At 37.6% G+C, this 26,868-nt stretch carries 28 protein-coding genes, 1 tRNA gene, 1 pseudogene and 1 other annotated feature; all 30 genes and pseudogenes read left to right on the plus strand.

What is annotated here, in order from left to right:
- Positions 1-159 precede the first annotated feature (159 nt).
- The 30 genes and pseudogenes from cpsA to HMPREF9423_RS11580 all read left to right on the plus strand — a co-directional run bounded on the left by cpsA (position 160) and on the right by HMPREF9423_RS11580 (position 26,703).
- Positions 160-1,608 (plus strand): LCP family glycopolymer transferase CpsA, encoded by a 1,449-nt coding sequence (cpsA, locus tag HMPREF9423_RS11445; protein ID WP_006149523.1) that lies wholly within the window; start codon positions 160-162, stop codon positions 1,606-1,608.
- A gap of 1 nt (position 1,609) precedes the next feature.
- Positions 1,610-2,341 (plus strand): capsular polysaccharide biosynthesis protein Cps4B, encoded by a 732-nt coding sequence (gene cps4B, locus HMPREF9423_RS11450; RefSeq protein ID WP_006149524.1) that lies wholly within the window; start codon positions 1,610-1,612, stop codon positions 2,339-2,341.
- Positions 2,342-2,349: 8 nt separating this feature from the next.
- Positions 2,350-3,042 carry a CspC family polysaccharide chain length determinant protein gene (locus tag HMPREF9423_RS11455; protein ID WP_006149525.1) on the plus strand — a complete coding sequence of 231 codons (693 nt, stop codon included), beginning with the start codon at positions 2,350-2,352 and terminating at the stop codon, positions 3,040-3,042.
- 10 nt (positions 3,043-3,052) lie between these two features.
- On the plus strand, positions 3,053-3,745 hold the full coding sequence (locus HMPREF9423_RS11460) for a tyrosine-protein kinase (RefSeq protein ID WP_006149526.1): 693 nt from the start codon (positions 3,053-3,055) through the stop codon (positions 3,743-3,745).
- A 23-nt stretch (positions 3,746-3,768) separates the two neighbouring features.
- On the plus strand, positions 3,769-5,139 hold the full coding sequence (locus tag HMPREF9423_RS11465) for a sugar transferase (protein WP_006149527.1): 1,371 nt from the start codon (positions 3,769-3,771) through the stop codon (positions 5,137-5,139).
- 4 nt (positions 5,140-5,143) lie between these two features.
- Positions 5,144-5,929: a LicD family protein gene (locus HMPREF9423_RS11470; RefSeq protein ID WP_006155712.1), complete on the plus strand. Its 786-nt coding sequence runs from the start codon at positions 5,144-5,146 to the stop codon at positions 5,927-5,929.
- Between the two features lie 19 nt (positions 5,930-5,948).
- Positions 5,949-6,671, plus strand: a complete 723-nt coding sequence (locus HMPREF9423_RS11475; protein ID WP_006149529.1) for a WecB/TagA/CpsF family glycosyltransferase — start codon at positions 5,949-5,951, stop codon at positions 6,669-6,671.
- The gene (locus tag HMPREF9423_RS11480) at positions 6,646-7,731 is read left to right on the plus strand and encodes a glycosyltransferase family 4 protein (RefSeq protein ID WP_006149530.1); all 1,086 of its coding nucleotides are present in this window, start codon (positions 6,646-6,648) and stop codon (positions 7,729-7,731) included. Before HMPREF9423_RS11475 ends, HMPREF9423_RS11480 begins: the two co-directional genes overlap by 26 nt.
- Entirely contained in the window at positions 7,728-8,822 is a 1,095-nt protein-coding gene (wecB, locus tag HMPREF9423_RS11485; protein WP_006149531.1) for a non-hydrolyzing UDP-N-acetylglucosamine 2-epimerase, read from the plus strand. The genes HMPREF9423_RS11480 and wecB overlap by 4 nt, the downstream gene beginning before the upstream one ends.
- A complete protein-coding gene (locus tag HMPREF9423_RS11490; RefSeq protein ID WP_006149532.1) occupies positions 8,822-9,787 on the plus strand; it encodes a glycosyltransferase family 2 protein in 966 nt (321 codons plus the stop codon). Before wecB ends, HMPREF9423_RS11490 begins: the two co-directional genes overlap by 1 nt.
- A 20-nt stretch (positions 9,788-9,807) precedes the next feature.
- Complete coding sequence (locus HMPREF9423_RS11495) at positions 9,808-10,959, plus strand: hypothetical protein (protein WP_006149533.1); 1,152 nt, start codon at positions 9,808-9,810, stop codon at positions 10,957-10,959.
- Positions 10,960-11,147: 188 nt separating this feature from the next.
- The gene (locus HMPREF9423_RS11500) at positions 11,148-12,560 is read left to right on the plus strand and encodes a flippase (protein WP_006149534.1); all 1,413 of its coding nucleotides are present in this window, start codon (positions 11,148-11,150) and stop codon (positions 12,558-12,560) included.
- A gap of 11 nt (positions 12,561-12,571) precedes the next feature.
- Positions 12,572-13,669, plus strand: a complete 1,098-nt coding sequence (gene glf / locus HMPREF9423_RS11505) for a UDP-galactopyranose mutase (RefSeq protein ID WP_006155711.1) — start codon at positions 12,572-12,574, stop codon at positions 13,667-13,669.
- Between the two features lie 15 nt (positions 13,670-13,684).
- Positions 13,685-14,740, plus strand: coding sequence for a glycosyltransferase (locus tag HMPREF9423_RS11510; RefSeq protein WP_006149536.1), 1,056 nt, complete (start codon positions 13,685-13,687; stop codon positions 14,738-14,740).
- 394 nt (positions 14,741-15,134) lie between these two features.
- Positions 15,135-16,326, plus strand: a pseudogene (ftsA, locus tag HMPREF9423_RS11515) (cell division protein FtsA); the annotation flags it as partial.
- Entirely contained in the window at positions 16,317-16,502 is a 186-nt protein-coding gene (locus HMPREF9423_RS12860) for a cell division protein FtsA C-terminal domain-containing protein (RefSeq protein WP_420902917.1), read from the plus strand. The pseudogene ftsA and the gene HMPREF9423_RS12860, both read left to right, overlap by 10 nt.
- A gap of 16 nt (positions 16,503-16,518) precedes the next feature.
- Entirely contained in the window at positions 16,519-17,772 is a 1,254-nt protein-coding gene (gene ftsZ / locus HMPREF9423_RS11520) for a cell division protein FtsZ (protein ID WP_006149538.1), read from the plus strand.
- A gap of 5 nt (positions 17,773-17,777) precedes the next feature.
- Positions 17,778-18,449 (plus strand): YggS family pyridoxal phosphate-dependent enzyme, encoded by a 672-nt coding sequence (locus tag HMPREF9423_RS11525; protein WP_006149539.1) that lies wholly within the window; start codon positions 17,778-17,780, stop codon positions 18,447-18,449.
- A gap of 9 nt (positions 18,450-18,458) precedes the next feature.
- The gene (locus HMPREF9423_RS11530) at positions 18,459-19,007 is read left to right on the plus strand and encodes a cell division protein SepF (RefSeq protein WP_006149540.1); all 549 of its coding nucleotides are present in this window, start codon (positions 18,459-18,461) and stop codon (positions 19,005-19,007) included.
- The gene (locus HMPREF9423_RS11535; protein WP_004254129.1) at positions 19,007-19,267 is read left to right on the plus strand and encodes a YggT family protein; all 261 of its coding nucleotides are present in this window, start codon (positions 19,007-19,009) and stop codon (positions 19,265-19,267) included. The genes HMPREF9423_RS11530 and HMPREF9423_RS11535 overlap by 1 nt, the downstream gene beginning before the upstream one ends.
- Complete coding sequence (locus HMPREF9423_RS11540; RefSeq protein WP_006149541.1) at positions 19,264-20,049, plus strand: YlmH family RNA-binding protein; 786 nt, start codon at positions 19,264-19,266, stop codon at positions 20,047-20,049. The genes HMPREF9423_RS11535 and HMPREF9423_RS11540 overlap by 4 nt, the downstream gene beginning before the upstream one ends.
- 8 nt (positions 20,050-20,057) lie before the next feature.
- Positions 20,058-20,312 carry a DivIVA domain-containing protein gene (locus HMPREF9423_RS11545; RefSeq protein WP_006149542.1) on the plus strand — a complete coding sequence of 85 codons (255 nt, stop codon included), beginning with the start codon at positions 20,058-20,060 and terminating at the stop codon, positions 20,310-20,312.
- Between the two features lie 16 nt (positions 20,313-20,328).
- Positions 20,329-21,135, plus strand: coding sequence for a DivIVA domain-containing protein (locus HMPREF9423_RS11550; protein ID WP_006149543.1), 807 nt, complete (start codon positions 20,329-20,331; stop codon positions 21,133-21,135).
- Positions 21,132-21,344, plus strand: a binding site (T-box leader). Its footprint overlaps the gene before it by 4 nt.
- A 46-nt stretch (positions 21,345-21,390) precedes the next feature.
- The gene (ileS, locus tag HMPREF9423_RS11555) at positions 21,391-24,183 is read left to right on the plus strand and encodes an isoleucine--tRNA ligase (protein WP_006149544.1); all 2,793 of its coding nucleotides are present in this window, start codon (positions 21,391-21,393) and stop codon (positions 24,181-24,183) included.
- Positions 24,184-24,284: 101 nt separating this feature from the next.
- Complete coding sequence (locus HMPREF9423_RS11560; protein ID WP_006149545.1) at positions 24,285-24,653, plus strand: hypothetical protein; 369 nt, start codon at positions 24,285-24,287, stop codon at positions 24,651-24,653.
- Positions 24,654-24,784: 131 nt separating this feature from the next.
- Positions 24,785-25,477: a phosphoglycerate mutase gene (locus HMPREF9423_RS11565; protein ID WP_004254105.1), complete on the plus strand. Its 693-nt coding sequence runs from the start codon at positions 24,785-24,787 to the stop codon at positions 25,475-25,477.
- 120 nt (positions 25,478-25,597) lie between these two features.
- The gene (rpmG, locus tag HMPREF9423_RS12180; protein ID WP_001809375.1) at positions 25,598-25,750 is read left to right on the plus strand and encodes a 50S ribosomal protein L33; all 153 of its coding nucleotides are present in this window, start codon (positions 25,598-25,600) and stop codon (positions 25,748-25,750) included.
- A 9-nt stretch (positions 25,751-25,759) separates the two neighbouring features.
- Positions 25,760-25,936 (plus strand): preprotein translocase subunit SecE, encoded by a 177-nt coding sequence (gene secE / locus HMPREF9423_RS11570; RefSeq protein ID WP_004254104.1) that lies wholly within the window; start codon positions 25,760-25,762, stop codon positions 25,934-25,936.
- Positions 25,937-25,985: 49 nt separating this feature from the next.
- Positions 25,986-26,522 (plus strand): transcription termination/antitermination protein NusG, encoded by a 537-nt coding sequence (gene nusG / locus HMPREF9423_RS11575; RefSeq protein ID WP_006149546.1) that lies wholly within the window; start codon positions 25,986-25,988, stop codon positions 26,520-26,522.
- A 109-nt stretch (positions 26,523-26,631) separates the two neighbouring features.
- A tRNA-Glu gene (locus tag HMPREF9423_RS11580) sits at positions 26,632-26,703 on the plus strand.
- Positions 26,704-26,868: the final 165 nt, after the last annotated feature.

Below are 26,868 nucleotides of genomic sequence, written 5' to 3' on the forward strand. Positions count from 1 at the left end.
TTTAGCTGTTTTTTGAAAACATAAAATGTAGTAGAAACGCTAATAAATATACACTAACTAAATACATTTTCAAAATAAAACGTTTCCTTAACTAATGTAGATAGCCTTTAGAGGTACTTTGTGATATAATTAAATTAAAATGTTTTGAAGAGGTGTTCCATGAAAAGTAGACGCATAAAAAAAAGTAAATCTAGTAAATTTCAGCAGAGCTTAAACATAGGTTTGTTGTTAATCTATGCTGTTCTAGCTTCTTTTTTATTGTTTTTGATTTTTAAATATCAGATTTTAGCGGTTAGCTATTTTAATATTATCTTGGCAGTAGTTTTAGTGCTTATAGCATTATTATCCCTCTTGTTGATAGTTAAGCGCAAAGCCAAGGTGTTCACCTTGATAGTCCTATTGCTCTCAGTTTTATTTAGCTCTGTAGCTTTAGTAGCTGTAAATCGATTTGTTGGACTCGCCAATCAATTTAATGCAACTTCAAATTATTCAAGCTATTCTATGAGTGTTGCAGTACTTGCAGATAGTGAGATTAATAACGTTTCTCAACTTTCTAGTGTAACTGCTCCAACAGGAACAGATGCTGAGAATATTCAAAAATTGATAGATGACATTAAAACAACTCAAAGCAAGGAATTGACAGTTGAGGAAGCTTCTTCTTACCTAGCAGCCTATAAGAGTTTGTTAGATGGAGAAACCAAAGCAATCGTCTTAAACGGTGTTTTTGAAAATCTGATTGAGCAGGAATATCCAGACCACGCTAAAAAGATCAAGAAAATTTATACCAAGGACTTGACCAAGAAAGTGGAAGCGCCTAAGGTAGCTACAGGAAATTCTTTCAATGTTTACATCAGCGGGATTGATACCTATGGTCCTATCAGTTCTGTTTCGCGCTCAGATGTCAATATCATCATGACAGTGAATCAAGATACTAAGAAGATTCTCTTGACGACAACTCCTCGAGATGCCTATGTCCCTATTGCAGATGGTGGAAACAACCAAAACGATAAGTTGACGCATGCGGGTATCTATGGCGTAGATGCTTCTATCCATACCTTAGAAAATCTTTATGGTATCGACTTGAACTATTATGCTCGACTTAATTTCACCTCTTTCTTGAAACTGATTGACCTTCTTGGAGGTGTTGATGTCTATAATGACCAAGAATTCACATCGCGTCATGGGCAATACCACTTCCCAGTCGGCAATGTCCATCTGGATTCTGAACAAGCTTTGGGATTTGTGCGTGAACGTTATTCGCTTGCGGATGGTGATGGGGATCGCGGTCGCAACCAACAAAAAGTCATTGCGGCTATTATCCAGAAATTGACTTCAGCAGAATCTCTAAAAAACTATGACAGTATTATTCAGAGCTTGCAGGATTCAATTCAGACCAATATGCCACCAGAAACAATGGTAGGCCTTGTCAACACTCAGTTGGCAAGCGGAGGAAAATATACCGTTACCAATCAAGATTTGAAAGGGACTGGTCGCATGGGTCTCCCGTCTTATGCTATGCCAGATAGCAATCTTTACATGTTAGAAATCGACCCAACAAGCTTGGAAACTGTTAAAGCAGCCATTAAGGCTACCATGGAAGGAAAATAAGATGATTGATATTCACTCACATATTGTTTTCGATGTTGACGATGGACCTAAAAATAGAGCTGAGAGCAAGGCTCTCCTAGAGGAAGCTTACGCACAAGGTGTTCGAACCATTGTTTCCACCTCTCATCGTAGAAAAGGGATGTTTGAAACACCAGAAGACAAAATTGCGGCTAATTTTAGCGAAGTTAAACAGTTGGCTCAAGAAATCGCACCGGATTTGAACATCGTGTACGGAGCTGAGATTTATTTTTCAAGTGATGTTTTAGAAAAACTTGAACAAAATATCATTCCAAAACTCAATGGAACTCGTTATGCTTTGATCGAGTTTAGCATGAATACACCCTACAGAGATATTCATAGCGCCTTGACCAAAGTTCTCATGTTAGGGATTACACCAGTGGTTGCTCATATTGAGCGCTATCACACCTTGGAAAACGATGAGAAAAAAGTTAGAGAGCTCATCAATATGGGCTGCTATATGCAGATTAATAGCTCGAGTGTCTTAAAACCGCGACTATTTGGTGACACCTACAAGTTTATGAAAAAGCGTGCTAGGTATTTCTTGGACAAGGACTTAGTCCATGTAGTGGCTAGCGATATGCACAATTTAGATAATCGCCCACCGTATATGAGAGAAGCTTATGAGCTCATTGCTAAAAAATACGGATCAGGAAAAGCTCGTGAACTTTTTGAAACAAATCCATCAAAAATAATAAATGACCAACTAATTTAGGAGAAATGATGAAAGAACAAGATAAAATTGAAATTGATGTACTGCAATTAGTAAAAGTGCTTTGGAAACGAAAATTCCTCATCGCCTTAGTTGCACTATTAGCAGGTATAACAGCGTTTGCTTATAGTTCGTTTGTAATCAAACCTCAGTATACCAGTACTACCCGCATCTATGTCGTTAATCGTAACCAGGCAGATAAGCCAGGTTTGACGAACCAAGATTTGCAGGCGGGTGCTTACCTAGTAAAAGACTACCGTGAAATCATCCTCTCTCAGGATGTACTTGAAAAAGTAGTAGCTGATCAAAGTTTAACCATTGATGCAAAAACTCTTGGGAAAAAAGTTTCAGTAACAGTTCCTGCAGATACTCGTATCGTATCCATTTCAGTTCGAGATGGCAAGCCTGAAGAAGCAAGTCGTATTGCCAATGCACTTAGAGAAGTAGCCGCTCAGAAAATTATTTCTGTAACACGGGTGTCAGATGTAACGACACTTGAAGAAGCAAGGCCAGCAACATCGCCATCTTCTCCAAATATTCGTCGAAACACAATGATGGCTACTATAGCAGGTGTAGGATTTGTTGTAGTTATTGTACTTCTAGTCGAATTATTAGATGATCGAGTGAAACGTCCAGAAGATATCGAAGAAGTAATGCACCTCTCGCTTCTAGGTGTTATTCCAAATCTTGAGAAATTAAAGTAAAGAGGGAAATATGGCAAAGTTAGAATTATCAGAACAACGATTACACTCTGTAAAAAAAGCTGAAGAGTATTATAACGCACTACGGACCAATATCCAGTTGAGTGGAGATGGTCTCAAAGTAATTGCCCTTTCTTCAGTTAGACCTGGAGAAGGGAAGTCAACCACTTCAACCAACATAGCTTGGGCATTCGCGCGTGCAGGCTATAAGACACTCCTTATCGATGCCGATATTCGTAATTCGGTAATGTCAGGTGTCTTTAAATCTCGAGAAAAAATTACAGGTTTGACAGACTACTTATCAGGAACCAAAGATTTATCGCATGGTTTGTGTGAAACAAACGTAGAAAACTTGTTTGTCATTCAATCAGGAGCTGTTTCACCAAACCCGACTGCTCTTCTTCAAAGTGACAAATTTGAAGCAATGATTGAGACTTTACGCAAATACTTTGACTATATCATTGTGGATACAGCCCCTATAGGTGTTGTCATTGATGCGGCTATTATCGTACAAAAATGTGATGCCTCTATCCTGGTAACTGAAGCTTCTGCAACAAAACGGAGAGAAGTTCAGAAAGCTAAAGATCAGCTAGAGCAAACAGGAACACCATTCTTAGGAGTTATTCTGAATAAATTTAATATTCAGCTTGAAAAATATGGTTCATATGGTTCATACGGGAACTACGGTTCATACGGGAAGAAATAAGTAGGAAAAAAAGGGAGTAAAAAATGGAAGGAAGGGGTTTCTACAACGTAACTCTAGCGTTTTTGCAGAGTATACTGGTCAGTATATTGGCTTATATACTAATCTCTGTATCTGAAACAGAAATTGTTGCAAAAACGGTTTTTGTTCTGTATTTTCTTCATTTTGCAGCCTTTTATATCAGTGGCTACGGAAAGGATTTTTTTAAACGCAGTCAATCCGTCGAATTGATAGAGATAGTAAAATACATCATCTTTTTTGCATTGCTGATTAGTTTTTCTAGTTTTTTCCTGAAAGACCAATTTGTTATTTCAAGGCGTGGTATGATTTACTTCCTATCTTTGTACGGAGTGTTTAATTATATCCTGAGTTTTGTTATCAAAAAATATTGGGTGCATTTTAATCACAATTTAAAAGGGAGTCGTAAAATTATTTTGATTACTGCGACATCCCGAATTGAAAAGGTGATAGATCGGTTGTTGAGTGCAACTGACGTCGGTGGGAAACTTGTCGCTGTGAGTGTACTAGATAAACCAGATTTTAAACACAATAAAGTAACGGTTATTCCTCGAGAAAACCTCATTAATTATGCAACTCATGAAGTTGTAGACGAAGTTTTTGTGAACCTGCCTAGTGAGGATTATGATATCGGTAGCATTATTTCACAATTTGAAACAATGGGAATTGATGTTACTGTAAATTTAAATGCCTTTGATAAGAATTTAGGTAGAAATAAACAAATCCATGAGATGGCTGGATTGAATGTAGTAACTTTTTCTACAAACTTATATAAACCAAGCCACATAGTTGCCAAACGAATTATTGATATTTTAGGGGCAATTGTTGGGTTAATCATCTGTGGACTAGTAAGCATAGTCCTTGTTCCAATGATTCGAAAAGATGGTGGACCAGCAATTTTTTCTCAGACCCGAATAGGAAAAAATGGTCGTCATTTCACTTTTTATAAATTCCGTTCTATGCGAGTAGATGCGGAAGAAATCAAACAGCAATTGATGGACCAAAATACCATGCAGGGGGGTATGTTTAAGATGGACAATGACCCTCGCGTTACTAAAATTGGACACTTTATTCGAAAGACAAGTTTGGATGAACTGCCCCAATTTTGGAATGTGTTGATTGGTGATATGAGCCTAGTAGGAACTCGACCTCCAACAGTGGACGAATACGAAAAATACACACCTGAACAAAAACGTCGTTTGAGTTTCAAACCAGGAATTACTGGCTTGTGGCAAATTAGTGGTCGTAGTGAAATTACCAACTTTGATGATGTTGTCAAACTAGATGTGGCCTATATCGATGATTGGACAATCTGGAAAGATTTTGAAATTTTATTAAAAACAATAAAAGTAGTGCTGATGAGAGATGGAGCAAAATGATTCTATGAATAAAGTGAGAGAAATTCAATTAGGAGAGTTAACACTTTTAGAAAGTTATATCGATCTTTGTAAAAGACATGATTTGCGTTATTACGCTTTGGGTGGGACATTACTCGGTGCCATTCGTCATAAAGGATTTATCCCATGGGATGACGATATGGATTTAGGAATGCCTAGAAAAGATTATGAAAAATTCTTGTCAATCTGTGAGAAAGAGCTTCCTGAAAGTGTTATTTTAAGACTTCACGATGATAATCTAGGTAATACTTCTATTATGGATACTTCAATCCAAATTCAATTTGGTAATGAATGGTGTAGTCCTTTTATTGATATCTTTCCTTTAGATGGTTATCCAGAAGATGGAATCCATTATTGGTTGCATACGAATAAAATAAAGTTCTATCGTGCCTTGTCTAAAATTTCTGTCATCGATCGCATACATGAGAGAGATAGAGGCTCGTTCGAAAATGCGATTGTAAAAGTTTCAAAAAGTTTGAAATTAAATAAACTTTTAAACACTTCAAAAATTAATAAAAAATTGCAAAGTATCATCAAACAATATGATTACGAGACTAGTACTATGGTCGGAAATGTCTTGGGTTCCTACCGCGAACGAGAACTCGCAAGAAAAGAAGTGTTCGGGGAACCGCAACTACTAGAATTTGAAAGTTTACAAATAAGTTGTCATGCAAATCCCGATGAATATTTGACAAAAATATACGGTGATTACATGCAACTGCCAAAAGAAACTGAGCGTAAGGGTCATTTTGAGTCTACGTGGGGAGATTAAGTTGAATAGTTTTGATTTAATGGGGGTCAGAATTGACCCCTTAACAATGGACGAAACTGTCCAAGCTGTTGAAAAATTTGTTCTTGACCAACGTCCACTCCACTTAATGGGAGTGAATGCAGACAAAATTAATCAATGTCAAACAGATGAATCTATTAAAAAGATTGTTAACGATTCTGAAATTATTAATGCAGATGGGGCTTCAGTTGTTCTTGCTTCCCGTTTTTTGGGTTATCAAGTTCCTGAGAGAGTCGCTGGAATTGATTTGATGCAAAAATTGCTTCATTTAGCTAATGAAAAGTCTTATTCGGTTTATTTTTTTGGTGCCAAAGAAGAAGTTTTAGTAGATATGTTGGAAATCTTTAAGAAAGATTATCCAAATTTACGAGTCCTTGGGCATCGCAATGGTTATTTTTCTGAAGAAGATGAATATGGCATTCAAGAAGACATTCGTGAGAAAAATCCTGATTTTGTTTTTGTTGGGATCACCTCTCCTAAGAAAGAATACATCATTCAAAAATTTATGGATCAAGGTGTTAATTCTGTCTTTATGGGAGTTGGAGGTAGTTTTGACGTTTTATCTGGCCATATTAAACGAGCTCCTCTATGGATGCAAAATGCACATCTTGAGTGGCTGTTCCGAGTGGCAAATGAACCTAAACGTCTCTTTAAACGTTATTTCGTAGGAAATGTCACGTTTATTAAGCGAGTATTAGATGAAAAACGAAAATCAAAAAAATAATATTTTACATATTTCACGTACCATGGATATTGGTGGTGCAGAGAGAATTGTCTACCAATTGAGCTCGGATTTGAAAGACGAGTTTGATAGTGTCCATGTGGCGTCTACTGGTGGGCTTTGGGAGAGCGAACTGGCTGCTCAAGGGATTCAACATCATAAAATTTTAGATATCGATAGTAAAAATCCCGTGAAGGTATTAAAGCTTCTATATTCTATTCGCCAGATTATCAAAAATAATGAGATTACTATAGTTCATACTCATCATCGAATGGCTGCTTTTTATATTCGATTATTAAAATTTGTTTGTCCAAAATTGACACATGTTTATACAGCTCACAATGTCTTTAAAGATAAATTGCCCTTATATAGATTTGCTTTAGGAAATGCTAAAAGTGTAGCAGTAGGAGAAGCAGTAAATAAAAACCTAAAAGAAGACGTAGGAATTACTGATAGTAAGGTTATCTACAATGGAGTTATCTTAAAGAAAACGGATAATCAAGTCGATGATATTGTCGGTTATGATGGGACTAAGCTTGGCTGTATAGCTAGATTGTCTGAACAAAAAGGTTTGACTTATCTTATTGAAGCTATGTCTTTACTTACAACGAAGGATATTCGGTTGTTTATCGTTGGTGATGGTGAGCTTAGAAATGAACTTGAGAATAAGGTTGAAGAGCTACATCTTCAAGATTCGGTAACATTTTTAGGATATCGCCAGGATATAGTAGAATGTATCAATAGTTTTGATTTTCTGGTTTCATCGTCTTTATTTGAAGGTCTAGCTCTAAACATCATTGAAGCTTTTATGAATGGGAAAACGATGGTTGCTACGGATATTCCAGGCATAAATGAAGTAGTTAATGATGAAAATGGAATTCTTGTTCCTGCCAAAAATCCAGGTGCATTAGCTGGTGCCATAGACAAATTAGCAACAGATGTACTGCTAAGAAATCGTCTTGCTTTTCATGCCAAAAAAACTTATGAAGAAAGATTTAGTTATTCAATGTTTTTGGAAAACTATCGAGCATTGTATAGAGAAATACAAGGAGAACCAAAATGAAAAAAGTAATGTTGGTTTTTGGGACACGTCCAGAAGCAATCAAAATGTGTCCGTTAGTAAATGAGTTGAAGGAAAATGATTCAATCAAGACCATTGTCTGTGTAACTGGCCAACACAAGGAAATGCTTGACCAGGTTCTGAATGTCTTTAAGGTTGTTCCTGATTATGATTTGGGGATTATGAAGGCCAATCAAACTCTATTTACAATTACGACCAGTATTCTAGACAAGATTCAAGCAGTTCTTGAACAAGAAAAGCCTGACATTGTTTTGGTTCATGGGGATACAAGTACAACATTTGCCACAGCTTTAGCTGCCTTTTACATGGGTATCAAAGTTGGGCATGTGGAAGCGGGTTTGCGAACTTATAATCTTCAGAGCCCTTTTCCTGAGGAGTTTAACCGTCAAACAACTTCTATTATTGCGGATTATCATTTTGCGCCAACAGAAATGGCCAAGGAGAATCTTCTGAAAGAAGGAAGAAAAAATATCTTTGTGACTGGGAATACTGTTATTGATGCTCTGAAAACAACTGTTCAAGACAACTATCATCATCCTATTTTAGAGTGGGCTAAAGATAGTAAGTTAATTATGTTGACAGCTCACAGACGTGAAAATCTTGGGCAACCAATGGAAAATATGTTTAATGCTGTTAATCGTATTTTAAATGAATTTGAAGATGTAAAAGTTGTTTACCCAATTCATAAAAACCCTAAAGTTCGTGAATTGGCAAGTAAAGTCTTTGGGGATAATGAACGCATGAAAATCATTGAACCTTTAGAAGTTATTGATTTCCATAATTTTATGAACCAAAGTTATATGATTTTAACAGATTCTGGTGGTGTGCAGGAAGAGGCTCCATCCTTAGGGAAACCAGTTTTAGTCATGCGTGATACCACAGAACGTCCCGAAGGGATTGCTGCAGGAACTTTGAAATTAGTTGGAACAGAAGAAGAAAATATTTATAGGAATTTTAAGCTTCTTTTGGAAAATGAAGAGGAATATAACAAGATGAGTAAGGCTAGCAACCCTTATGGGAATGGGACAGCTTGTCAACAGATTGTAGAAGTTATCATGAAGGGATTAGTATAATGGGGAAAGTTTCGATTGTTGTTCCAGTATACAACGTTGAAGATTATTTGAAATATTGTGTTGATAGCTTAATTAATCAATCGTACAAGGATATTGAGATTATTTTGGTAGATGATGGCTCTACTGATGATTCTGGAAGAATATGTGATAAGTATGCCCAAGAAGATGACCGTATTAGAGTCCTGCATATTGAGAATGGAGGTCTTTCTAATGCTCGAAATACGGGTGTAAAATTTGCTTCTGCTGAGTGGATAATTTTCATTGATTCTGATGATTACTATGATCGTAGAACTGTTGAGTATTTAGTGCAACTTCAAAAGAAGTATGCTGTTGATCTTGTTGCAACTTCCGTCATTGAAGTTAGGGACTTCCAAAGTGAGGATTTTTCAGGTTCATTAACTAACATAGATTCTTTGAAATTAGATCGCTATACAGCTTTGAAAGAGATGTTTTATGGAAATATAGTTGGAACTCATCCAGGGGGAAAACTATACAAAAAAGAAATCTTGCTGAAGTTTCCTTTTCCAGAGGATATGATCTATGAAGATTTGGCTGTCTCTTTTGAGCATATCGGAGCATGTAATGAAATTGCCGTAGGATGCATCAATTTATACAAATATTATCGAAGACCTGGAAGTATTGTCAATTCTTCTTATAGTGATAAATTTTTAGACTTCTATAAGGCTATAGAGATGAACAGAGAATTTGTTCAGAGAGATTATCCTAATGATAAGGAAATGAAGAAAGCACTTACTGTACGTTATGTCTTTAAGGGGTTACATGTAGTACATGCTATGCTGAGTTCAGGTATGTATGAGGAAATTAATAAAATCAGAAAAGAATATACTAGATACTTCAATGATATAATTCCTAATCCAAATATAACTGGTAAAAATAAAGTAAAATATTTGCTATTCTTATGTTCTAGCAAATTATATAATGCTGTTCGAAGGAAGGTTGGATGACTTAATTTTCAGGTGAGCATATGAAAATAACATTAAAATTATCAGATACATTATATTATTTATCGTACTTTATTTGGTTGTTCTTTATCTTCATTTCCCAAACAAGCTTAGTTAATAAATTTCCTGTAATATATAAGCTTAGAATACTTGCTATGGTAGTTAGTATCATTTTACTATTTGTAAAATTTTTATGTGAAAAACACACTATAGAATTTATACTAACCTATTTTGGAGCTCTTTGTTTAGGGATGGCAATCGGGATTACAGTTCATAAACCCTACTATGCTTTGATGGTTATTTCAACAATCTTATTGATAGTTTCTATAAAAAATGTAAATTTTAGAAATGTACTGATTTTATGGTCTTCATCAATAGCTTTATTCATGTTTCTGATATTTGGGTTGGTAAAATTAAACCTTATAGAAAATAGCTTGAGAATTCAATCAGGTGGGAGAGTTAGATTTAGTCAGGGATATTTTTATGTCAGTTTTGGAGCAAATTATCTTTTTCATCTAACACTAGTTTACTTATATATACGATTAAGTAAAATTAAGTTTTGGGAAATTTTGAGTTTGGGGCTACTAAATTACTATTTTTATATTAATACAGATACAAAATCAGCTTTTTATAGTGCTATTTTGTCCCTAGTGTTGGTATATTTATTTAAAAATAAAACGTTGAGTCCGAAGTTATTGAGTATAATGGGACGATTTGTATTAACAGTAGGGATTCTCCTTCCAATAGCGCTAACTTATTTTTATAATGGAAGTAGTAAATTCTTTCACACTCTAAATATTTTCCTGACAGGTAGATTAAGCTTAGGTCATAAAGCATGGTCTTTATTTGGAGTACATCTATTTGGTCAGAGGATTGATTGGGCGCTTCAACAAAGCACAACATCTGTTTTTGATGACTACTTATATGTGGATTCTTCCTTTGTAAATATTTTATTGCACTATGGAGTTATATTGTTAATTGTCATCTGGTTTTCTTATTATCAGTTGATTAAAAGAGAGTATTTTAACACAATTGAAATGCTTGTGTTTGTTGTGTTAATTATCCATTCAATGTTTGATCCACAATTCTTTGAATTAATGTACAATCCGTTATTGCTATTGATTGGTGTTTCTTGGACTATGGACAGGCACAAGTATCAGGAAGGTTTAAACTGATTTTTATCTGAAAGTTAACTTTGTGTATGGGGTGCATCGGTTTGAACTTTTAGTGTAGAGATTTTCGAATCAATATTTATAAAAAACGTATAAAGGAAATCATTCGTAGTGGTTATAGGTTATAAGATATTCTAAGGTCATACGATTTTTTGCGTTTCAAATAGTATTCTAATGAGGAAGGTCCCTTTATGAAAGTTCTTAAAAATTATGCATATAATCTCTCGTACCAACTTTTGGTTATTCTTCTCCCAATTATTACGACTCCCTATGTGACGCGGGTCTTTTCTTCGGATGATTTAGGAACTTATGGTTATTTTAATTCCATTGTCACCTACTTTATTCTATTAGCGACTCTGGGAGTTGCTAATTATGGAACCAAGGTCATTTCAGGGCATCGCAAGGAAATCGAAAAAAACTTTTGGGGAATCTACTCCCTGCAATTAGGTGCAACTCTTCTTTCTCTAACCTTGTATGGCCTTCTTTGTATGGCTCTTCCCTTTATGCAAAATCCGGTAGCCTATATTCTAGGCTTGAGTTTAGTTTCTAAAGGTTTAGACATCTCATGGCTCTTTCAAGGGTTGGAGGATTTTCGAAAGATTACTGTTCGAAACATCACGGTTAAAATCGTTGGGGTCACCTCTATCTTTCTCTTTGTCAAGTCTGCAAATGATCTTTACCTCTATGTTTTTTTACTAACCATATTTGAGCTTTTGGGGCAATTAAGTATGTGGTTGCCTGCTCGAGAGTTTATCGGTAGACCTCATTTTGACATAGAATATGCTAGGCATCATTTGAAACCTGTCATCTTATTGTTCCTTCCGCAAGTGGCGATTTCCTTGTATGTAACGCTAGATCGTACCATGCTTGGAGCCTTAGCTTCTACAAAAGATGTAGGGATTTATGACCAGGCTCTAAAGTTGGTAAATATCCTTCTGACCTTAGTAACTTCCTTGGGAAGTGTTATGTTGCCACGTGTCGCTCATTTGTTAGCGACAGGTGATCATAAGGCAGTCAACAAGATGCATGAAATGTCCTTCCTCATCTATAATTTAGTGATTTTTCCAATGATGGCAGGAATCTTGATTGTCAATGATGATTTTGTTCAGTTTTTCCTTGGTCAAGATTTTCAGGATGCACGTTATGCAATCGCCATTATGATCTTCCGTATGTTCTTTATCGGTTGGACCAATATCATGGGAATTCAGATACTGATCCCTCATAATCAAAATAAAGAATTCATGATTTCAACAACAGCTCCCGCAATTATCAGTGTAGGTTTGAACTTACTATTCCTTCCTAAACTTGGCTATATCGGAGCAGCCATTGTTTCTGTTTTGACAGAAGCGCTAGTATGGGCGATACAATTATACTTTACCCGTAGATACCTAAAAGAAGTTCCGATTATGGGATCTATGATAAAAATTGTAGTAGCATCCGCTATCATGTATGGCATTCTGCTAGGTTCAAAAACAGTGATACATTTTTCACCAACCCTAAATGTTCTAGCATTTGCAGTGCTTGGTGGAATCATTTATCTTTTTGCAATTCTATCTCTGAAAGTGGTAGATGTAAAAGAATTAAAACAACTTATTAAAAAATGACGGAGTTAACTATGTACGATTATCTTATCGTTGGTGCAGGTTTGTCTGGAGCAATCTTCGCACACGAAGCTACAAAACGTGGTAAAAAAGTAAAAGTGATTGACAAACGTGATCACATCGGTGGAAATATCTACTGTGAAAATGTTGAAGACATCAATGTCCACAAGTATGGTGCCCACATTTTCCATACTTCTAACAAAAAAGTGTGGGACTATGTCAACCAGTTCGCTGAATTCAATAACTATATCAACTCACCAGTGGCTAACTACAAGGGAAGCCTCTACAATCTTCCTTTCAACATGAATACCTTTTATGCCATGTGGGGAACCAAGACACCACAAGAAGTTAAGGACAAGATAGCAGAGCAAACGGCTGATATGAAAGATGTTGAGCCTAAAAACCTTGAAGAACAAGCAATCAAGTTGATTGGTCCGGATATCTATGAAAAATTGATCAAGGGCTACACAGAAAAACAATGGGGACGTTCAGCAACAGAACTTCCACCATTTATCATCAAGCGCCTTCCAGTGCGTTTGACTTTTGATAACAACTACTTTAATGACCGTTACCAAGGAATTCCAATCGGTGGATACAACGTCATCATCGAAAACATGCTTGGTGATGTGGAAGTAGAGCTTGGCGTTGATTTCTTTGCTAATCGTGAAGAATTGGAAAGCTCTGCTGAAAAAGTTGTCTTCACAGGGATGATTGACCAGTACTTCGACTACAAGCATGGGGAGTTGGAATACCGCAGCCTTCGTTTTGAACACGAAATCTTGGATGAGGAAAACTATCAAGGTAATGCAGTGGTCAACTACACCGAGCGTGAAATTCCTTATACTCGAATCATTGAGCACAAGCACTTCGAGTATGGTGCTCAACCGAAAACGGTTATCACTCGTGAGTACCCAGCTGATTGGAAACATGGAGATGAACCATACTATCCAATCAATGATGAAAAGAATAACGCCATGTTTGCTAAGTACCAAGAAGAAGCAGCCAAAAATGACAAGGTCATCTTCTGTGGACGCCTAGCAGACTATAAATACTACGACATGCACGTGGTTATTGAACGTGCTTTAGAAGTAGTAGCAAATGAGTTTGATTAAGAGAAACGATAATTTATGAAATATTACTTAAAAGAAGAATTCCTGCATGATGTCAACGCAAAGAACGCGGGAAATAAAGCACGCAATGACGTAGAAAGTATTGTGAAAGAAGAAGGCTATCACCCCTTGATCTTTTCCGTCGACAATTGGTATCAAATGAGTACCCTTGCGGCTCAACGCCATAAGGCAAAGGCTTTTGGACAAGCCTTGGATCAACTAAAGCAAGGAGATGAGTTATTGATCCAGTTTCCAATGCTTCACCATAGCTTTTTCTCCACACATTTGGTCAAAAAAGCGCAAAAAAGAGGGATTAGAGTCTATCTTTTGATTCATGACCTAGAAGTGCTCCGCCATGCCAACATGACTTCACTACCTTTAAAACACAGAATTCGGATGTACCTTCAAGAAGCAAGTTTTCTCAAAGCAGCTGATGGGATTATCGCCCACAACCCGGTTATGAAATCTGTTTTAGTGGATAAGGGAATTGAGGAAGATAAGATTGTCAGCCTTGGCATTTTTGACTATTTAATTCCAGATTTTCAAGAAAAGACAACTCAAACAAAAGACCAACCAATTATTGTAGCAGGTAATTTGGCTCAGGAAAAAGCGGGTTATCTTTATAAACTTCCTGCAGAACCTTCTTATAATCTCTATGGTGTTGGATTTGATAAGAATAGAGCTTTGGAGAATGAGGCTTACTTTGGTTCTTTCTTACCTGATGAACTACCTTCAGCCCTTGAGGGTGGCTTTGGACTTGTATGGGATGGCGATAGTGCTGAAACATGTAGTGGTGTATTCGGAGAGTACCTCCGTTATAACAATTCTCACAAGGCGTCCCTTTATTTGGCATCTGGATTCCCACTTATAGTGTGGAAACAGTCTGCCTTGTCTCGTTTTGTGTTTGAGAATGGCTGTGGGATTGCAGTAGAATCGCTTCATGATTTAAAAAACACGATCGAAAATCTATCAGATGCAGATTATCAAGAATTGGTTGCTAATGCAAAAAAAATTGGTAAAAAAATACGAGATGGTTTTTATCTAACCAGTGCTCTTAAACAATTAACAAAATAAGAAGTCTATTTGGACTTCTTATTTTGTTACAAAGTTAATCATTCTAGTATATAAGTTAGAAAAGAAGTGATTTATTTTTAGGGACAATTTAAGTATTTCATCTTAACGTAAAATTGAAATGAACTTGGCATGAAATACTTGAAAAAATACAATAAGTTACATCGCATTTTTCAGCTTTTCTGACATTTTTACACTGTTTTTCATAGAAAAAATAAAAAAGAGGGACTTGTAATGGAATATTAAAATAAATTTAATGAAAAACCTTCGATAAAATCACAAAAAATTAGGCACGAATCGGATTTTTGTGATATAATATTCTGTGAATAGCTATGCCTTCTTGTAGCTATTAAAAAATCAAAGTGTGAAACTTGGAAGATAGAGAGGACGCAATGTAATGACTAGAAATGGTTTCTTTACAGGCTTAGATATTGGAACAAGCTCAATTAAAGTGTTAGTTGCTGAGCTTGTAGATGGTGAAGTAAATGTAATCGGTGTTAGTAACGCCAAAAGTAAAGGTGTCAAGGATGGGATTATCGTTGACATCGAAGCCGCAGCAACGGCTATCAAATCTGCTATTTCTCAAGCAGAAGAAAAAGCAGGGATTTCAATCAAATCAGTAAATGTTGGACTTCCAGCAAACTTGTTGCAAGTGGAACCAACTCAGGGAATGATTCCTGTAACATCAGATACAAAAGAAATTACAGATCAAGATGTTGAGAATGTTGTCAAATCAGCTTTGACTAAGAGTATGACACCTGATCGTGAAGTGATTACGTTTGTGCCAGAAGAATTTGTAGTAGACGGTTTCCAAGGCATTCGCGACCCTCGTGGTATGATGGGTGTTCGTTTGGAAATGCGTGGACTTCTCTATACAGGTCCAAGAACCATTCTTCACAACCTTCGTAAAACTGTAGAACGTGTTGGAGTTCAAGTCGATAACGTGATTATTTCACCACTTGCAATTGTAAACTCTGTTCTTAACGAAGGCGAACGTGAGTTTGGAGCGACTGTTATCGATATGGGTGGTGGTCAAACAAGTGTTGCTACTATCCGTAACCAAGAGCTACAATACACAAATGTTTATCAAGAAGGTGGCGATTACGTCACTAAAGACATTTCAAAAGTTCTTAAAACTTCTAAGAAGATTGCAGAAGGTTTGAAGCTTAACTACGGTGAAGCTTATCCACAACTTGCAAGCAAAGAAACTTTCCAAGTTGAAGTTATCGGTGAAGTAGAACCTGTAGAAGTTACAGAAGAATACTTGGCTCAAATTATTTCAGCTCGATTGAAACACATCTTTGAACAAATCAAACAAGATTTGGAAAGAAGACATTTGTTGGACTTGCCAGGTGGTATTGCTCTGATTGGTGGAAATGCTATTCTACCAGGTATCGTTGAGCTTGCCCAAGAAGTACTTGGAGTTCGTGTGAAACTTTACGTTCCAAACCAAGTAGGTATCCGCAATCCTGCATTTGCTCATGTGATTAGTTTGTCAGAATTTGCTGGAAGTCTTACAGAAGTGAATGTTTTAGCTCAAAGAGCTATCAGAGGAGATCAAGTTCTACGTCAACAACCAATTGACTTCAGAACTTCAAGTCAGGAAAAACCTGCAACTTCTCAACGTCCAGTGTTTGGTACAACTTCAACTGAATCAGCAGAACCAACTTATACAGTTGAATCAGCAACTCCAAATCAATCAGAAGAAAAACCAAAATTGACTGACCGATTCCGTAGCTTAATCGGAAGCATGTTTGATGAATAGGATAGAGGAATAAAATATGACATTTTCATTTGATACAGCAGCAGCACAAGGTGCAGTAATTAAAGTAATTGGTGTCGGTGGTGGCGGTGGAAACGCCATTAACCGCATGGTTGACGAAGGCGTTTCAGGTGTTGAGTTCATCGCAGCCAACACGGATGTACAAGCCTTGAGCAGTACAAAAGCTGAAACAGTTATCCAACTTGGTCCAAAATTAACTCGTGGACTTGGTGCTGGAGGACAGCCTGAAGTTGGTCGTAAGGCTGCTGAAGAAAGCGAAGAAGCAATTACTGAAGCTATCAGTGGTGCAGATATGGTCTTCATCACTGCTGGTATGGGTGGTGGTTCTGGTACAGGTGCTGCACCAGTTATCGCTCGTATCGCTAAAGGTTTAGGTGCTTTGACTGTCGGTGTTGTGACACGTCCATTCGGTTTCGAAGGAAGCAAACGTGGTCAATTCGCAGTCCAAGGGATCAACGAACTTCGTGAACATGTTGATACTCTCTTGATTATCTCAAACAACAACTTATTAGAAATTGTTGATAAGAAAACTCCACTTCTTGAAGCTTTGTCTGAAGCAGATAATGTTCTTCGTCAAGGTGTTCAAGGGATTACAGATTTGATTACAAATCCTGGTTTGATCAACTTGGACTTCGCAGACGTGAAGACAGTAATGGCAAACAAAGGAAATGCCCTTATGGGTATCGGTATCGGTAGCGGAGAAGAGCGTGTTATAGAAGCAGCTCGTAAAGCTATCTACTCACCACTTCTTGAAACAACTATTGATGGAGCAGAAGATGTTATCGTTAACGTAACTGGTGGTTTGGATATGACTTTGATTGAAGCAGAAGAAGCTTCTGAAATCGTCAATCAAGCTGCTGGGCATGGCGTAAATATCTGGCTCGGTACTTCTATTGATGAATCAATGAAAGATGAAATCCGTGTAACTGTTGTTGCAACTGGAGTTCGTCAAGATGCAGTCGAAAAAGTTGTAGCGCCACAACCAAGACAAGCGTCATTCCGTGAACCAGTAAAATCTGGACATACACACACTTATGACCGTCATTTTGATTTGGCAGAAACAGCTGAACTTCCAACTCCTTCACAACGTCACACTGAAGCGCCTAAAGCATCAGCTTTTGGTGACTGGGACTTGAGACGTGATTCAATTGTTCGTCAAGGTGAATCAGTCGTATCTCCAGTTGAGCGTTTTGAAGCACCGGCTTCTGACGAAGACGAGTTGGAAACACCACCATTCTTTAAAAACCGTTAATAGAGATGGATTTAAAAGAAAATACAAATCAGGTATTTCAACAGGTTACAAAAGCAATTCAAGAAACCGGCCGTGAAGACGGTTCGGTTTCTGTAATTGCCGTAACAAAATATGTTGATATTGTAACTGCAGCAAATTTGATTGATCAAGGAGTCAAACACATCGGTGAAAATCGTGTTGATAAATTTCTTGAAAAGTATCATGCCTTAAGTGATAAAGGTGTTACTTGGCACTTGATTGGTAGCTTACAAAGAAGAAAAGTCAAGGATGTTATTCCTTTTGTTGATTATTTTCACGCTTTAGATTCTTTGAAATTAGCCCAAGAGATTCAAAAACGTGCCGATCGAACCGTTAAATGTTTTTTGCAGGTCAATATTTCTGGAGAGGAAAGCAAGCATGGTTTTTCAAAAGAAGAACTATTGACAGTCTTGCCAGACTTGTCTAGCTTGGATCAAATCGAGTATGTTGGTCTCATGACCATGGCTCCCTTTGAGGCCCAAACAGAAGAGTTGCAAAAAATCTTTAAAGAAACGCAAGAGTTGCAACAATACATTCGTGAACAACAATTCCCCAATATGCCAATGACAGAACTAAGTATGGGAATGAGTCGTGACTACAAAGAAGCGATTCAGTGTGGCTCAACTTTTGTTCGAATTGGTACAGCATTTTTTAAATAGGAAATAATCATGTCATTAAAAGATAAATTTGATAAATTTATAGATTACTTTACAGAAGATGGAGATGAAGTTGCTTCAGAAGTTGTAGCTGCACAACCTGAACGTTCACTAGCTTCGGTTCCTCAAAAAAGAGAATTGCCACAGCAAGCTGCTGCTCAAGATTCTTCTTCAGTCGGAGCAAAAGAGAAAAATATTACAAAACTTCATGCCCGTCAGCAACAACTAGCAATTGAAAGTCATCACTCTACTGAAAAAGTAACCATCGATGTTCGTTACCCACGCCGTTACGAAGATGCAACAGATATTGTTGATTTGTTGGCTGGAAATGAAAGTATCTTGATTGACTTCCAATATATGACAGAAGTTCAAGCTCGTCGTTGTTTGGATTACTTGGATGGAGCACGTCATGTCCTTGCTGGTGAGTTAAGAAAAGTAGCGAACACAATGTATCTTTTGACACCTGTTGGTGTTGTGGTAAACATTGAAGATATTCGTTTACCTGAAGAAGCTCAAAGCGAAGAATACGACTTTGACATGAAGAGAAATAGAGTACGTTAATGTTTCTAATAATTCGTTTTATCCAAAATGCTACAGATATCTATTCACTGATACTTGTAGCTTTTGCTCTATTATCATGGTTTCCAAATGCCTATAACACACAGTTGGGGAAATTTTTAGAGACTTTGTGTAAACCAATTCTTGAACCTCTAAAACGTCTACCTCTTCAAATTGCAGGTTTGGATTTCTCTGTTTGGATAGCTCTAATTCTCTTGCGCATGATTAGTCGCTATCTTATCAATTTGCTAGTCATATTATGAGCAAGGAACTTTACCAACATTTCGCAACGGAGGATATTCCATTCATCGATAAGGGCTTGGAATGGTTGAATCAAGTCGAGGAGCACTATGCACCGATTTTATCTCCTTTTATAAATCCTCACCAAGTATTTATCTTGGAAACTTTAGGAAATAATAGAGGGATAAAAGTCTTCTCTAGTACGAGTTATATCTCTTCGGAATACGCTAGGGTTATTTTAGCGCCCGATTACTTCACGCCAAGTTTGGAAGATTTTGAAATGACCTTGCTTGAGATTGTTTATCCCAGCAAGTTTCAGCAACTGACCCATTCAAAGATATTGGGTACAGTTCTCAATCGACTAGGGATTGACCGTAAGTTATTCGGAGACATTCTGGTGACAGAAGATAAAGCCCAAATTATTGTCGATCGAAGATTTACCACTCTTTTCCAAGATGGAATTCAAAAGATTTCCAAGTTGCCTGTAAGTTTAGTAGAACGCCCTTTTTCAGATATGATAGAATCTAAAGACGAGTATCAAGAAAAAGAAGTCTTGGTTTCAAGTCTTCGTCTGGATACCTTCTTATCTAGCATATTGAAATTATCTCGTTCCCAAACTTCGGCTCTGGTTGAAAAAAAGTTGGTTCAAGTCAACTATCATATAGTTGAAAAATCGGACTATCCGGTAAAAATTGGTGATTTAATCAGTGTCAGACGCTTTGGTCGAATTATCTTACTTAAAGAAAACGGTCAAACCAAAAAGGATAAGAAAAAATTAACAGTCCAGCTACTATTAAGCAAGTGAGAATAAACATGTCAATTACACCACAAGAAATTAGTGATAAAGCTTTCTCAAGATCATTCAGAGGCTACAATCAGGAAGAAGTTGACCTATTTCTAGATAAGATTTATTTTGAATTAGAGGAATTAATCCGAAACAAAGAGGAAACTGAACTCTACATCAAAAAACTAGAAGAACGTCTTTCCGACTATACGACTGATATTCCTAAAAGAACAGTAACAAACGAGCAAGAACCAGAAGCAATTCATGATTCTATTTTTTATTAAATAAGTGAGGAAAAATATGCCAATTACATCGTTAGAAATTAAGGATAAAACCTTTGGTGTTCAGTTTAGAGGTTTTAACCGTGAAGAAGTTGATGAATTTTTAGATATTGTTGTTCGTGACTATGAAGGTTTGGTTCGTAGTAATCATGAAAAAGAACAGCACATTAAAAATTTAGAAGAGCGTCTATCTTATTTTGATGAAATCAAAGATTCATTGAGTCAGTCAGTATTGATTGCTCAAGACACAGCTGAACGTGTGAAACAAGCTGCGAACGACCGTTCTAATAACATCATTAAGCAGGCTGAGCAAGATGCCCAACGCTTGCTTGATGAAGCAAAATACAAAGCCAATGAAATTTTGCGACAAGCAACAGATAATGCTAAAAAAGTTGCTGTAGAAACTGAAGAGTTGAAGAACAAGAGTCGCGTCTTCCACCAACGTTTGAAATCAACAATCGAAAGTCAGTTGGCTATTGTTGATTCATCAGATTGGGAAGAAATTTTGCGTCCGACTGCAACTTATCTTCAAACGAGCGACGAAGCATTCAAGGAAGTCGTCCAAGAGGTTCTAGGTGAAGATGTATCTTCATATCATGATGAAGAACCAATTGACATGACTCGTCAATTTTCTCCAGAAGAAGTTGCAGAACTTCAAGCGCGTATTGAAGCAGCTAACAAAGAATTGTTAGAGGCTGAACAAGCTGCTGAAGAGTCAACTGAAGTTGAAGTTCAGCCAGTTGCTGAAACTCCTGTTGAACCAGCACATGAGGAAGGACCTCAAGATGATGCTGACACTCAACAAGAATCAGTTCTAATTTTATAAGAATCTCATTAGAGAACAAGAATTTATCAATCAAATTTCTAGCGAGTAGGAGATGGTGGAAGTCCTACAATCCCTGTTGGTAAATTTATCCTCTCTTAGTATCAAATCTGAAAATAGTAAGATTTGACGTTGCCCACGTTACGGGAAAAGAGGGAAAGAGACTAGGTCTTTTTCCGAACAAAGGTGGTACCACGATTTTCGTCCTTTTTGCGAGTCGTGGTTTTTATATTGTCAATTTACATTAAAGGAGTACTAATGAAACTTAAAGAAACCCTCAATCTTGGGAAAACAGAATTTCCAATGCGTGCCGGCCTTCCGAGCAAAGAGCCAGTTTGGCAAAAGGAATGGGAGGAAGCAAAACTCTATCAACGTCGTCAAGAATTAAATGAAGGAAAACCGCATTTCACGCTTCATGATGGCCCTCCGTATGCCAACGGGAACATCCACGTAGGACATGCCATGAACAAGATTTCTAAAGATATCATTGTTCGTTCTAAGTCTATGTCAGGCTTTTATGCACCTTACATCCCAGGTTGGGATACTCATGGTTTGCCAATCGAGCAAGTTTTAGCAAAACAAGGTGTTAAACGCAAAGAGATGGACTTGGTTGAGTACTTGAAACTCTGCCGTGAATACGCTCTGTCTCAAGTAGATAAACAACGCGAAGACTTTAAACGTTTGGGTGTTTCTGGTGACTGGGAAAATCCATATGTAACACTAACTCCTGACTATGAAGCAGCGCAAATCCGTGTCTTCGGTGAAATGGCTAATAAATGCTACATCTACCGTGGAGCGAAGCCTGTTTATTGGTCTTGGTCATCTGAGTCTGCGCTTGCAGAAGCGGAAATTGAATACCATGACTTGGTTTCTACGTCCCTTTACTATGCCAATAAGGTAAAAGATGGTAAAGGTGTCCTTGATACAGATACTTACATCGTCGTTTGGACAACAACTCCATTCACCATCACGGCTTCTCGTGGTTTGACTGTTGGTGCGGATATTGATTACGTCTTGGTGCAACCAGCTGGTGAATCTCGTAAGTTTGTGGTTGCTTCAGAATTGTTGAATAGTTTGTCTGAGAAATTCGGTTGGTCTGACGTTCAAGTTTTAGCTACTTACCGTGGTTCAGAATTGAATCAAATTGTGACAGAGCACCCATGGGATACAGCAGTAGATGAACTCGTTATCCTTGGTGACCACGTTACAACTGATTCTGGTACTGGTATCGTCCATACAGCTCCTGGTTTTGGTGAGGATGACTACAATGTCGGTGTTGCTAATGGGCTTGAAGTCGCAGTCACTGTTAACGAACGCGGGATCATGATGGCCAATGCAGGTGCAGAGTTCGAAGGCCAATTCTACGACAAGGTTGTGCCAACGGTTATTGAAAAACTTGGTGATTTACTCCTTGCTCAAGAAGAAATCTCTCACTCTTACCCATTTGACTGGCGTACGAAAAAACCAATCATCTGGCGTGCAGTGCCTCAATGGTTTGCTTCTGTATCTAAATTCCGCCAAGAAATCTTGGACGAAATTGAAAAAGTGAAGTTCCACTCAGAATGGGGTAAAGTCCGTCTTTACAACATGATTCGTGACCGTGGTGACTGGGTTATCTCTCGTCAACGTGCTTGGGGAGTTCCTCTTCCAATCTTCTACGCAGAAGATGGCACACCAATCATGACAGCTGAAACCATCGAGCATGTTGCTCAACTCTTTGAAGAACATGGTTCCATCATCTGGTGGGAACGTGATGCCAAAGACCTTTTGCCAGAAGGATTTACCCATCCAGGTTCACCAAATGGTGAGTTCAAGAAAGAAACAGACATCATGGACGTTTGGTTTGACTCAGGTTCTTCATGGAACGGAGTTGTGGTTAACCGTCCAGAACTCAAATACCCAGCTGACCTCTACCTTGAAGGTTCTGACCAATACCGTGGTTGGTTCAACTCATCACTCATCACATCTGTTGCCAACCATGGTGTAGCACCATACAAACAAATCTTGTCACAAGGTTTTGCCCTTGACGGTAAAGGTGAGAAGATGTCTAAATCTCTTGGGAATACCATTGCTCCAAGCGATGTTGAAAAACAATTTGGTGCAGAAATCTTGCGTCTCTGGGTAACCAGTGTAGATTCAAGTAACGACGTCCGTATCTCTATGGATATCTTGAGTCAAGTCTCTGAAACATACCGTAAGATCCGTAACACCCTTCGTTTCTTGATTGCCAACACTTCTGACTTTAACCCAGCTGAGGATTCAGTCGCTTACGAAGAACTTCGTTCTGTTGATAAGTACATGACTATCCGCTTTAACCAGCTTGTTAAGACTATTCGTGACGCTTATGCTGACTTTGAATTCTTGACAATCTATAAGGCGCTTGTTAACTTTATCAACGTTGATTTGTCTGCCTTTTACCTTGACTTTGCCAAAGATGTTGTCTACATCGAAGGTGCAAAATCACTTGAACGTCGTCAAATGCAAACAGTCTTCTACGACATTCTGGTCAAAATCACCAAACTCTTGACACCAATTCTTCCTCACACTGCTGAAGAAATCTGGTCATATCTCGAGTTTGAAACAGAAGACTTTGTTCAATTATCAGAATTACCTGAAGCACAAACATTTGCCAACCAAGAGGAAATCTTGGATACATGGGCAGCCTTTATGGACTTCCGTGGACAAGCTCAAAAAGCCTTGGAAGAAGCTCGTAATGCAAAAGTAATCGGAAAATCACTTGAAGCTCACTTGACAGTTTATCCAAATGAAGTGGTTAAAACTCTTCTTGGAGCTGTTGATAGCAATGTAGCCCAACTCTTGATCGTGTCAGACTTGACTATCGCAGAAGGACCAGCTCCAGAAGGTGCGGTTGCTTTCGAAGATGTAGCCTTCACGGTTGAGCGTGCGGCTGGTGAAGTTTGTGATCGTTGCCGTCGTATCGATCCAAGTACAGCAGAGCGTAGCTATAATGCAACCATCTGTGATCACTGTGCAAGCATCGTTGAAGAAAACTTTGCAGACATAGTAGCAGAAGGATTTGAAGCTAAATAATCTAACAAAAATACAGGAGAAATTCCTGTATTTTTTTAAAAAATAAAAACTTTAATAAAAATATGGTATAATATACCTTATTAAAATAAAAGGAGATATTTATGAAGACAAAAACACTAGCACAAGTAGATGGCTTTATTGGTATTATTGCAGGAGCTATTTTAGCTTTCTTACCAGTTTTTATTATTTTTCTTGCAGCCATTTCTGAAGATGAAGATTTTGCAGGAGTAGTATTGGGAATTATTTTCATTGTGTTCTCTTTAGTGAAAATTGCAACTCTCATTCTTGGAATCCTCTCACTTGTCTACTATAAGGATGATAATCGTATTTCACTAGCACCATCGATTCTATTTATCGTTGGATCTGTAGTTGCCTTGATTCCTTTCCTTGGGTGGATTGGCGGAATCGTCCTTGTCATTGGTGGAGCTTTGTACCTAGCAAGCTTGAAACAATTCAAAATTGAAGGATAAGTTATTCTAGGAGAAGAGTCGAAGAGCTCTTCTCTTTTTCGTTGATTTTAACTAGCTTTTTTGTGAAAAATTGTGTAAAATAGAATAGATAAACGAGGGTAACCTCGAAAAATAAAAGGAGAATCCAACTAATGGTAAAATTGGTTTTCGCTCGCCACGGTGAGTCTGAATGGAACAAAGCTAACCTTTTCACAGGATGGGCTGACGTAGATCTTTCTGAAAAAGGAACTCAACAAGCTATCGATGCTGGTAAATTGATCAAAGAAGCTGGTATTGAATTTGACCAAGCTTACACTTCAGTATTGAAACGTGCAATCAAAACAACTAACCTTGCACTTGAAGCATCTGACCAACTTTGGGTTCCAGTTGAAAAATCATGGCGCTTGAACGAACGTCACTACGGTGGTTTGACTGGTAAAAACAAAGCTGAAGCTGCTGAACAATTTGGTGATGAGCAAGTTCACATCTGGCGTCGTTCATACGATGTATTGCCTCCAGCAATGCCTCGTGATGATGAGCACTCAGCTCACACAGACCGTCGTTACGCTTCACTTGATGACTCAGTAATTCCAGATGCTGAAAACTTGAAAGTGACTTTGGAACGCGCTCTTCCATTCTGGGAAGATAAAATCGCTCCAGCACTTAAAGATGGTAAAAACGTATTCGTAGGTGCACACGGTAACTCAATCCGCGCCCTTGTAAAACACATCAAACAATTATCAGACGACGAAATCATGGATGTGGAAATCCCTAACTTCCCACCATTGGTATTCGAATTTGACGAAAAATTGAACGTAGTTTCTGAATACTATCTTGGTAAATAATGTAAAATAGAGTCTAGGATTATTCCTGGGCTTTTTTATTTTAAAAATAGGAAAATGCAGAGTGCAATTTAACTTGTCAAAGACAAGGATTCTTGTTATAATAGATAAGATGGAGGCGCTATGGCACTTAAAAAAGCAAGTTTAGCCTGTGCGGTTTGTGGTTCAAGAAACTACTCAATTAAAATTAGTGGGAATCCAAAACCGACTCGCTTAGAAGTAAATAAATTTTGTAAACATTGTGGTAAATACACAACACATCGAGAAACGAGATAGGAGATAAGAATGGGTTTTATTAAGGATATCTTTACACTTCTTAAAGATACAACTTGGCCAACTCGAAAACAAAGTTGGGTAGATTTCAAATCTATCATGGAATACACTGCCTTCTTTGTTGTCATCATTTATATTTTTGACCAGTTAATCGTTAGCGGATTAATCCGATTCATTAACATTTTTTAAGATAGTATAAATAGGCTGAAAGAAGTTTACCATTAAGAAAGGAAAAAAGATGGATAGTTTTGATAAAGGATGGTTTGTCCTACAAACATATTCTGGTTATGAAAATAAAGTAAAAGAAAATCTCTTGCAACGTGCACAAACATACAATATGTTGGATAATATCCTACGTGTGGAAATTCCAACTCAAACTGTGCAAGTTGAAAAAAATGGGAAGAAAAAAGAAGTTGAAGAAAATCGCTTCCCAGGATATGTCCTTGTGGAAATGGTTATGACTGATGAAGCTTGGTTTGTGGTTCGTAATACACCAAACGTTACGGGATTTGTCGGCTCACACGGGAACAGATCTAAACCAACTCCGCTTTTGGAACAAGAAATCAGAGATATATTGGTATCAATGGGACAAACGGTTCAAGAATTCGATATCAATGTTGAAGTTGGTCAAACAGTGCGCATCATTGAGGGTGCCTTTGCTGATTACACAGGAAAAATTACTGAAATTGATAACAACAAAGTGAAAATGGTTATTTCAATGTTTGGTAATGATACAGTAGCAGAAGTAAACTTGAATCAAATTGCTGAATTGTAATCTCAGTTACTCATCTACTTGTGTACCTAGAATCTTGTTAACTAATTTTTAAAAAACTAGTTGACAAGATTGTAAAAGCAGGTATAATAGAAAGAGTTAAAAAGCTCAGGGTCCGTTGGTCAAGGGGTTAAGACACCGCCTTTTCACGGCGGTAACACGGGTTCGAATCCCGTACGGACTATGGGTGTATCGCGGTTGATGGAAATAGGATTTAAAAAAAGTTAAAAAAACCTGTTGACAGAGAAAAGTGACTGTGATATACTAATATAGTTGTCGTAAGCGCGACAAAGACCTTTGAAAACTGAACAAGACGAACCAATGTGCAGGGCACTATAACTTAAGGTTA

The sequence above is a fragment of the Streptococcus infantis ATCC 700779 genome, assembly GCF_000187465.1.
Lineage (GTDB): Bacteria > Bacillota > Bacilli > Lactobacillales > Streptococcaceae > Streptococcus > Streptococcus infantis.

Bases quoted from the DNA above. Each gene is read 5' to 3' on its own strand.
- HMPREF9423_RS11460 (WP_006149526.1), top strand. From the start codon at position 3,053: ATGGCAAAGTTAGAATTATCAGAACAACGATTACACTCTGTAAAAAAA.
- HMPREF9423_RS11565 (WP_004254105.1), top strand. From the start codon at position 24,785: ATGGTAAAATTGGTTTTCGCTCGCCACGGTGAGTCTGAATGGAACAAA.
- HMPREF9423_RS11545 (WP_006149542.1), top strand. From the start codon at position 20,058: ATGTCAATTACACCACAAGAAATTAGTGATAAAGCTTTCTCAAGATCA.
- HMPREF9423_RS11480 (WP_006149530.1), top strand. From the start codon at position 6,646: ATGAAAAACGAAAATCAAAAAAATAATATTTTACATATTTCACGTACC.
- rpmG (WP_001809375.1), top strand. From the start codon at position 25,598: ATGGCACTTAAAAAAGCAAGTTTAGCCTGTGCGGTTTGTGGTTCAAGA.
- HMPREF9423_RS11500 (WP_006149534.1), top strand. From the start codon at position 11,148: ATGAAAGTTCTTAAAAATTATGCATATAATCTCTCGTACCAACTTTTG.
- nusG (WP_006149546.1), top strand. From the start codon at position 25,986: ATGGATAGTTTTGATAAAGGATGGTTTGTCCTACAAACATATTCTGGT.
- HMPREF9423_RS11470 (WP_006155712.1), top strand. From the start codon at position 5,144: ATGAATAAAGTGAGAGAAATTCAATTAGGAGAGTTAACACTTTTAGAA.
- HMPREF9423_RS11550 (WP_006149543.1), top strand. From the start codon at position 20,329: ATGCCAATTACATCGTTAGAAATTAAGGATAAAACCTTTGGTGTTCAG.
- HMPREF9423_RS11535 (WP_004254129.1), top strand. From the start codon at position 19,007: ATGTTTCTAATAATTCGTTTTATCCAAAATGCTACAGATATCTATTCA.
- HMPREF9423_RS11495 (WP_006149533.1), top strand. From the start codon at position 9,808: ATGAAAATAACATTAAAATTATCAGATACATTATATTATTTATCGTAC.
- cpsA (WP_006149523.1), top strand. From the start codon at position 160: ATGAAAAGTAGACGCATAAAAAAAAGTAAATCTAGTAAATTTCAGCAG.
- HMPREF9423_RS11475 (WP_006149529.1), top strand. From the start codon at position 5,949: ATGGGGGTCAGAATTGACCCCTTAACAATGGACGAAACTGTCCAAGCT.
- wecB (WP_006149531.1), top strand. From the start codon at position 7,728: ATGAAAAAAGTAATGTTGGTTTTTGGGACACGTCCAGAAGCAATCAAA.
- HMPREF9423_RS11465 (WP_006149527.1), top strand. From the start codon at position 3,769: ATGGAAGGAAGGGGTTTCTACAACGTAACTCTAGCGTTTTTGCAGAGT.
- HMPREF9423_RS11540 (WP_006149541.1), top strand. From the start codon at position 19,264: ATGAGCAAGGAACTTTACCAACATTTCGCAACGGAGGATATTCCATTC.
- HMPREF9423_RS11530 (WP_006149540.1), top strand. From the start codon at position 18,459: ATGTCATTAAAAGATAAATTTGATAAATTTATAGATTACTTTACAGAA.
- glf (WP_006155711.1), top strand. From the start codon at position 12,572: ATGTACGATTATCTTATCGTTGGTGCAGGTTTGTCTGGAGCAATCTTC.
- HMPREF9423_RS11455 (WP_006149525.1), top strand. From the start codon at position 2,350: ATGAAAGAACAAGATAAAATTGAAATTGATGTACTGCAATTAGTAAAA.
- cps4B (WP_006149524.1), top strand. From the start codon at position 1,610: ATGATTGATATTCACTCACATATTGTTTTCGATGTTGACGATGGACCT.
- ileS (WP_006149544.1), top strand. From the start codon at position 21,391: ATGAAACTTAAAGAAACCCTCAATCTTGGGAAAACAGAATTTCCAATG.
- HMPREF9423_RS11490 (WP_006149532.1), top strand. From the start codon at position 8,822: ATGGGGAAAGTTTCGATTGTTGTTCCAGTATACAACGTTGAAGATTAT.
- HMPREF9423_RS11510 (WP_006149536.1), top strand. From the start codon at position 13,685: ATGAAATATTACTTAAAAGAAGAATTCCTGCATGATGTCAACGCAAAG.
- HMPREF9423_RS11560 (WP_006149545.1), top strand. From the start codon at position 24,285: ATGAAGACAAAAACACTAGCACAAGTAGATGGCTTTATTGGTATTATT.
- ftsZ (WP_006149538.1), top strand. From the start codon at position 16,519: ATGACATTTTCATTTGATACAGCAGCAGCACAAGGTGCAGTAATTAAA.
- HMPREF9423_RS11525 (WP_006149539.1), top strand. From the start codon at position 17,778: ATGGATTTAAAAGAAAATACAAATCAGGTATTTCAACAGGTTACAAAA.
- secE (WP_004254104.1), top strand. From the start codon at position 25,760: ATGGGTTTTATTAAGGATATCTTTACACTTCTTAAAGATACAACTTGG.